8 protein-coding genes and 1 pseudogene are annotated in these 6,892 nt (G+C 69.8%); all 9 read right to left on the bottom strand.

The genetic code is table 11. The annotated features are described in order from the left end of the window. Window positions 1-424: pseudogene (locus VJR25_RS10410) on the bottom strand (hypothetical protein); the annotation flags it as partial. Continuing rightward, window positions 421-1,200 (bottom strand): LmeA family phospholipid-binding protein, encoded by a 780-nt coding sequence (locus VJR25_RS10415; protein WP_324114904.1) that lies wholly within the window; start codon window positions 1,198-1,200, stop codon window positions 421-423. The pseudogene VJR25_RS10410 and the gene VJR25_RS10415, both read right to left, overlap by 4 nt. Window positions 1,201-1,214: 14 nt before the next feature. Then, a complete protein-coding gene (gene argS / locus VJR25_RS10420) occupies window positions 1,215-2,879 on the bottom strand; it encodes an arginine--tRNA ligase (RefSeq protein WP_324114905.1) in 1,665 nt (554 codons plus the stop codon). A 27-nt stretch (window positions 2,880-2,906) separates the two neighbouring features. After that, window positions 2,907-3,704, bottom strand: coding sequence for a transglutaminase family protein (locus VJR25_RS10425; protein WP_324114906.1), 798 nt, complete (start codon window positions 3,702-3,704; stop codon window positions 2,907-2,909). A gap of 100 nt (window positions 3,705-3,804) precedes the next feature. Next, window positions 3,805-4,566, bottom strand: coding sequence for an ABC transporter permease (locus tag VJR25_RS10430; RefSeq protein ID WP_324114907.1), 762 nt, complete (start codon window positions 4,564-4,566; stop codon window positions 3,805-3,807). Then, window positions 4,563-5,348 (bottom strand): ABC transporter ATP-binding protein, encoded by a 786-nt coding sequence (locus VJR25_RS10435; RefSeq protein WP_324114908.1) that lies wholly within the window; start codon window positions 5,346-5,348, stop codon window positions 4,563-4,565. The genes VJR25_RS10430 and VJR25_RS10435 overlap by 4 nt, the downstream gene beginning before the upstream one ends. Before the next feature lie 31 nt (window positions 5,349-5,379). Continuing rightward, complete coding sequence (locus tag VJR25_RS10440; protein ID WP_324114909.1) at window positions 5,380-5,730, bottom strand: DUF1048 domain-containing protein; 351 nt, start codon at window positions 5,728-5,730, stop codon at window positions 5,380-5,382. 1 nt (window position 5,731) lies between these two features. Next, window positions 5,732-6,061, bottom strand: a complete 330-nt coding sequence (locus VJR25_RS10445; RefSeq protein WP_324114910.1) for a PadR family transcriptional regulator — start codon at window positions 6,059-6,061, stop codon at window positions 5,732-5,734. Between the two features lie 168 nt (window positions 6,062-6,229). Continuing rightward, window positions 6,230-6,892 (bottom strand): class I SAM-dependent methyltransferase (locus tag VJR25_RS10450; RefSeq protein WP_324114911.1); only part of this gene is annotated, 663 nt, incomplete at its 5' end.

Below are 6,892 nucleotides of genomic sequence, written 5' to 3' on the forward strand. Positions count from 1 at the left end.
CCGCGGACGCGGCGGTGACCGGGGCCGTCGGCGCCGCAGGTCCCGGGGCCGCAGGTGCGGCGGGGACGGCGCCGGTGTACACGGAACTGGCCGGTGGAAGGGTCGGATGCGTCCCGGTGACGTCGATCCCGCCCGCCACGGCGCCGAGCGGGATCGGCTCGGAGTTGGGCAGGTTCGACCACGCCAGCTGCTTCGGGCGCGTCGTGGCCGGGCGCTTCTGCGGCGGCAGCTTCGTGTCGGAGCCGAGGGCCGAGATGGGCTGGGTCGGCTCGCCGGCATCCGCGGGCACGCCGCCCGGATGCGGCGGCACGTTCGCCGGCAGCGGCACGGTCACCGGCAGCGGGGCGAGCGGCTCGGTCGGCGCCGGTTCCTCCGCGGCCGGCATGGGCCGCGTCTTCGGGTGGAGCTCGTCGTCCTTGGTCACGAGCAGGAGCCCTTCTGCTGCAGCGCGCTGTCGACAGCCAGGTCGCCGTCGATCGCGAGGTCGGCGACCAGGCTCGCACCGGAGACCTTCACGGCCGTGAGCGAGACGCCCGCGGGCAGCCTGTTCGCGATGCAGACGCTGCGGGAGCGGGTGATGCCGTCGACGAGCGATCCGAAGCGGCCGGACAGCGCGGCGGCGGTCATCCGGGCGGAGCCGACGGTGAACGAATCGGGGCGCAGCACCAGCGCACCGGCCTTCGCGGTCGGTGTCATGGCGATGCCGATCGGCACGGCGGTGCCGAACACCGTGACCTTCGTCGACGCGGTCACGTGCGGCGCTCTCAGTACCAGGGAGGAGGCGGGGATGCCGTCCGCCCCGTCGAGGAGGCTGCGCAGCTGCTGCTGCCCGACCGTCACCACGGCGCTCCCCGACGCCATCTTCCCGGGGGTGTCGCCGCGGTACTCGATGTCGTTCAGGCGCACCGTGACGTCGGCGGTGGTGCCGCCGACCGGCACGCCGTCGCTCGCGACCCGGACGTCGTGGAACGTGCCCTCGATCAGCTGCGGGATCACCATGCCCTCGATGTCCACGTCGACCTTCTGGTCGGCGGGCAGCCTCAGCTTCTGGATGACGGCCGTGCGCACAGCGGACGTCGCAACATCGCGCGCGACCGAGTCCGCGAGGAACCAGGCGGCGACGAGCAGCCCCGCCACGACGAGAAGCGCGACGAGCCAGGGCCAGCGGCGCCGGCGGCGGGACGCATCCGTCGAAGTCATCCGGTTCCCTTCCGTTACATGCGCTCCGGGGCGCTCACGCCGAGCATCGCGAGGCCGTTGCGCAGCACCTGCCCGGTCGCATCGTTCAGCCAGAGGCGCGTGCGGTGCACCGCTTCGACCGGGGCGTCTCCCAGCGGGATGACGCGGCAGTTGTCGTACCAGCGGTGGAAGAGCCCGGCGAGCTCCTCCAGGTAGCGGGCGATGCGGTGCGGCTCGCGCACCTCGGCGGCGTAGGCCACGACGCGCGGGAACTCCTGCAGGGCACCCAGCAGCGCCGACTCGGTCTCGTGCGTGAGCAACTCGGGCGCGAACTCGGAGCGGTCCACGCCGGATGCCGCGGCGTTGCGTCCCACGTTGTGGGTGCGGGCGTGCGCGTACTGCACGTAGAACACCGGGTTGTCGTTCGTGCGCTTCTGCAGCACGTCGAGGTCGATGTCGAGGTTCGAGTCGGCGGAGCTGCGCACCAGCGCATAGCGGGCGGCATCCACCCCGACGATCTCGACCAGGTCGTCGAGGGTCACGACCGTTCCCGCGCGCTTGGACATGCGCACCGGCTGACCCTCGCGGACCAGGTTGACCATCTGGCCGATGAGGATCTGCAGGTTCACGCCGGGTTCGTCGCCGAACGCGGCGCACATCGCCATCATGCGGCGCACATACCCGTGGTGGTCGGCGCCGAGCATGATGATGCAGCGGTCGAAGCCGCGCTCGCGCTTGTTGAGGTAGTAGGCCAGGTCGCCGGAGAAGTACGCGGCGTTGCCGTCGGACTTGATGATGACCCGGTCTTTGTCATCGCCGAGCTCGGTGGAGCGCAGCCAGACGGCGCCGTCCTGGTCGTAGATGTGGCCGAGCTCGCGCAGGCGATCGACCGCGTGGCCGACGGCACCGGACGTGTGCAGGTCGTTCTCGTGGAAGTACACGTCGAAGTCGACCCCGAACGCGTGCAGGGTCTGCTTGATCTCGTCGAACATGAGCTCGACGCCGATCTCGCGGAACACCTCCTGGCGGTCCTCGGCGCTGAGCGCGTCGAGGTCGCCGTCGTACGCGGCCGCGACGCGGGCGGCGATCTCGGCGATGTACGCCCCGCCGTAGCCGTCCTCGGGGGTCGGCAGGCCCTCGTGGCTGGCGACCAGGCTGCGCGCGTACCGGTCGATCTGCGCGCCGTGGTCGTTGAAGTAGTACTCCTTGGTGACGTGCGCGCCCTGCGAGGTGAGGATGCGGGCGAGCGAGTCGCCGACCGCCGCCCAGCGGGTTCCGCCCAGGTGGATCGGCCCGGTCGGGTTGGCGCTCACGAACTCGAGGTTGACGACGTGGCCGGCCTGCGAGTCGTTGGTGCCGAACGCCTCGCCGGCATCGACGATCGTCTTCGCGAGGGAGCCCGCGGCGGCGGCATCCAGGCGGATGTTGATGAAGCCCGGTCCCGCGACGTCGACGCTGGCCACGCCCGGCGTGGCGGCGAGCGCGTCGGCGATCTGCGCGGCGAACTCGCGCGGGTTCGCCCCCAGCTGCTTGGCGAGCTTGAGCGCGGCGTTGGACGACCAGTCGCCGTGATCGCGGTTCTTGGGCCGGTCGAGCACCAGGTCGGATGCCGTCAGCCCGTCGATCGCGCCGGGACGTCGCTCTTCCGCGAGCGGGCGGATGACGGAGAGCAGTGCGACGGAGAGGGCTTCAGGATCCATAGACGGACCAGTCTACGGGCCGCCCGTTCACGCGATCTGGACGAGACCCGAATGATCGTCGGGGGGCAGCTCGGTGTCGCTGGAGGCGTTCACCCACATGTACTGCAGCGACACCGCACCGCCGTGATAGCTGAGCCACGCGCAGTCGGAGGCATCCGCCCCCGTGGCGATGCGCACGAGGCCGTGCCGGTTCGACAGGCGGGTGGCGTCGATGACGTGCCAGGCGCCGTCGAGGTAGGCCTCCGCGACGGCGTGGAAGTCCATCGGGTCCAGCTCGGGTGCGTAGCAGGCGGTGTAGCGGGCCGGGATGTCCATGGCCCGCAGCAGCGCGATCACGGCGTGCGCGAAGTCGCGGCAGACGCCCTGCCCCTTGGCGAGCACGGTCACCGCACTGTCGGTGCCGGTGGAACTCCCCCAGGTGTAGGTGAGCGACTCGTGCACGTAGTCCGAGACGGCCTGCACGAGTTCCGCACCGCCGAGGCCGCGGAACTGACGGCGTGCCTGCCCGAACAGGGCGTCGGATTCGCAGTAGCGGCTCGGGCGCACGTACTGGATGAGCTCGAGCGTGGAGGTCTCCACGGGGGTCTCGGTCGGGTGGATGCCGGCGGCGTACCGCACCTGCAGCAGCCCCTCGTCACTGCGCAGGCAGTGGAAGCGCGTTCCGTCGGCCGCGGTGAGCACCGTCGGCTCCCGCGGGACCCCGTTCTGGACGAAGGTCAGCGACTCGGATTCCCGGGCCGTGTCGGTGCGCACCGCGATCTGGAAGACGAGGTCGACCGACGCTGCCGTCTGCAGGTCGATGTCGGCCGTCGCGATGCGCTTCACCGAAGCATCCTATGCGCTCCGCCTCCCGCGCTCCCCTTCGCCGATCGGTCGTCGAGCGGCGAAGGGGAGCCGAAACGCACGGTGCTTCGGACCGGGCGCGCTACGCGAACCGCTTGCGGTAGATCGCCATCGAGACGACGGAGGCGACCACGAGCAGTCCCACGCACCAGGCGAGCGCGACCCAGAGGGCACCGCCCACCGGCTGCTGCGTGAACAGCGCGCGGATCGAGTCGACGATCGAGGTGACGGGCTGGTACGTGGCGAACCACCGCACCGGCCCGGGCATGGTCGCGGTCGGCACGAACGCCGAGCTGACGAACGGGAGGAAGATGAGCGGATAGGCGAACGCCCCGGCGCCGTCCACCGTCTTGGCGGACAGTCCCGCGATCATCGCGAGCCAGGTGAGCGCGAGGGTGAAGACGACGAGGATGCCGCCGACGGCCAGCCACGCCGCGAGACCCGCGCCGGAGCGGAATCCCATGAGCAGCGCCACGAGCACCACCACGGCGACCGACACCATGTTGGAGACCACCGAGGTGAGCACGTGCGCCCATAGCACCGACGACCGGGCGATCGGCATGGACTGGAAGCGCTCGAAGATGCCGCCCTGCAGGTCCATGAAGAGGCGGTACGACGTGTACGCGATGCCCGAGGCGACCGTGATCAGCAGGATGCCGGGCAGCAGATAGGTGGTGTAGTTGCTCGACCCGGACTTGATCGCCCCGCCGAACACGAACACGAACAGCAGCAGGAATCCGATCGGCATGATCGTCGTCGTGATGATCGTGTCGAGGCTGCGGGTGATGTGCTTGAGCGAGCGCCCGGTGAGCACCGCCGTGTCGGCGAAGAAGTGCGTGTTCATGATTCCTCCACGATTTCGGCGCCGTCGTCGCCGACGAGCGTCAGGAAGACGTCTTCGAGGGTGGGCTGCTTCTCGACGTACTCGACCTCGGCCGGGGGCAGCAGTGCCTTGAGCTCGGCGAGCGTGCCGTTCTGGATGATGCGGCCGCGGTGCAGGATCGCGATGCGGTCGGCGAGCTGCTCCGCCTCGTCGAGATACTGCGTGGTCAGCAGCACGGTCGTGCCGGACGCCGCGAGCTGCCTGACCGTGTCCCACACCTCGAGCCGGGCCTGCGGGTCCAGACCCGTGGTGGGCTCGTCGAGGAACACGACGGACGGCTGCCCGATGAGGCTCATGGCGATGTCCAGTCGCCGCCGCATGCCGCCCGAGTAGGTGGACGTCCGGCGCCCGCCGGCCTCGGTCAGGTCGAAGCGCGCGAGCAGGTCGTCGGCGATGCGCCCGGGGTTGCTCCGGTGGCGCAGCTTCGCGACGAGCACGAGGTTCTCGCGACCCGTGAGGATCTCGTCGACGGCGGCGAACTGGCCGGTGAGGCTGATCGCCTCGCGCACCCGGCCTGCCTGCGACGCGACGTCGAAGCCGTCGACGACGATGCTTCCGGCATCCGCCTTCAGCAGGGTCGCCATGATGCGCACGGCCGTGGTCTTGCCGGCTCCGTTGGAGCCGAGGAGGGCGAAGATGCTGCCGCGGTCGACGTCGAAGTCGACGCCGCGCAGCACCGTCACCTCCTTGAACGACTTCTCGAGTCCCCGCACGCTGATGGCGGGGTTCGACGTGGAGTTCATGGTGGTCTCCCGTTCCGTGATGGTGGTGGGTTCACGCGATCTCGTCGATCGCCTTCGTCAGGCGGGCACGCTCTTTGTCGATCCACTGCCTGCCCATGTAGGCCTGCGCGAACGACTCGGCGAAGTCGACGGGGTCGTCGCCGACGATCTCGCGGATCGGGGTCTGGTCGGCGACGGCCTGCTCCCAGAGTTCGACGTGGTCTTCGCCCATCTTGATGAGCGTGTCCCCGTCGGGGATCTGCCCGAAATACATGAAGTAGCGCTGGAACGCCTTGGCCGCCGAGCGGTAGGGCTCGGGCATCGCCTCGATGCGCGCCTGCTGCTGCTTGTACTGCTTCTTCTGCTCCAGGGATCCGGTGAGGGTCTCGATCCAGCTGGCCATGTCAGTTTCCTTTCGGCTGAAGTGTTGCGATGCGGTCGGCGAGGAGATTCCAGGTGGTCCAGAACTCCTCGAGCTGGTCGTTGCCGTCGCGATTGACGGTGTAGACCTTGCGTGGCGGGCCCTTCTCGCTCGGCACCTTCTCGATGTCGACGAGGCCCTTCTGCTCGATGCGCACGAGCAGCGCGTAAACGGTGCCCTCGACGATGTCGGTGAATCCGAGGTCCCGCAGACGGGTGGTGATCTCATACCCGTACGCCGGGTGCTCGGCGAGGATCGCGAGGACCATGCCCTCGAGAACGCCCTTGAGCATCTCGGTCTGCTGCTTGCCCATGTCGCCCTCCTCTCAGTACTCGGTGTTGCTGACTACCACTACATAGTGTCACAGAGCACTGGTACTTGGCAACACCAAGTACCAACCTTTTTCCGAGACGTTTCCGGCGCGAGCGAACCCCCGGTCGTTGAGCGAGGGCGCGCAGCGACCGAGACGAAACGCGGTGGCTCAGGCGCGGCGGTAGACGAGCACCTGGGTGGCTGTCAGGAGGTGCAGCACCGTCCGCCCACGCGTTTCGGGGTCGGCATCCAGCACGGCCTCCATGCGCGCGAGGCGGTCCGCGCGCTCCTCCGGACTCGCGATCAGCATCGAGCTGACCGTCGCCCAGCGGTGCAGGTAGTCGGCCCGGGGCAGGTCTTCGGCCCAGCGCACCCACGCCGAGCGCACCGGGGCGAAGCCGGGCAGGTCGTCGAACTCCGGATCGACCCGCTGGTCGGGCACCGGTCCCTCGAGGTGCGGGTGGGCGATGTGCCCGCAGGCGACGTCCCACGCGCAGTCCGAATCGGTGACGTTCCACACCAGCGCCATCGCACCGGCCGGCCGGAGCACGCGCCGCATCTCGGCGCACGCGGCATCCCGATCGAACCAGTGGAACGCCTGCGCGACGGTGACGACGTCGACGGCGGCATCCTCGAGCGGGATGTCCTCGGCCGTGCCGATCCGGGCGTCGACACCCGGGCACACCCGCCGCAGCTGCGCGAGCATCGGCTCGGACGGGTCGACCGCGACGACGGTGCGCGCACGGCCGGTACCAGGAAGCGCGGGCGCAGCCCGCCGTCGCAGTGGACGCCCAGCGTCTGGTGCTTCTCGCAGCAGTTGGTGTGGCCGCGC

It is taken from the genome of Microbacterium sp. (assembly GCF_035277845.1).
Taxonomy (GTDB): Bacteria; Actinomycetota; Actinomycetes; order Actinomycetales; family Microbacteriaceae; genus Microbacterium.

Excerpts from the sequence above, each read along its gene's own strand:
- VJR25_RS10415 (WP_324114904.1), bottom strand. The coding sequence starts at position 1,200 with ATGACTTCGACGGATGCGTCCCGCCGCCGGCGCCGCTGGCCCTGGCTC.
- argS (WP_324114905.1), bottom strand. The coding sequence starts at position 2,879 with ATGGATCCTGAAGCCCTCTCCGTCGCACTGCTCTCCGTCATCCGCCCG.
- VJR25_RS10430 (WP_324114907.1), bottom strand. The coding sequence starts at position 4,566 with ATGAACACGCACTTCTTCGCCGACACGGCGGTGCTCACCGGGCGCTCG.
- VJR25_RS10435 (WP_324114908.1), bottom strand. The coding sequence starts at position 5,348 with ATGAACTCCACGTCGAACCCCGCCATCAGCGTGCGGGGACTCGAGAAG.
- VJR25_RS10440 (WP_324114909.1), bottom strand. The coding sequence starts at position 5,730 with ATGGCCAGCTGGATCGAGACCCTCACCGGATCCCTGGAGCAGAAGAAG.
- VJR25_RS10445 (WP_324114910.1), bottom strand. The coding sequence starts at position 6,061 with ATGGGCAAGCAGCAGACCGAGATGCTCAAGGGCGTTCTCGAGGGCATG.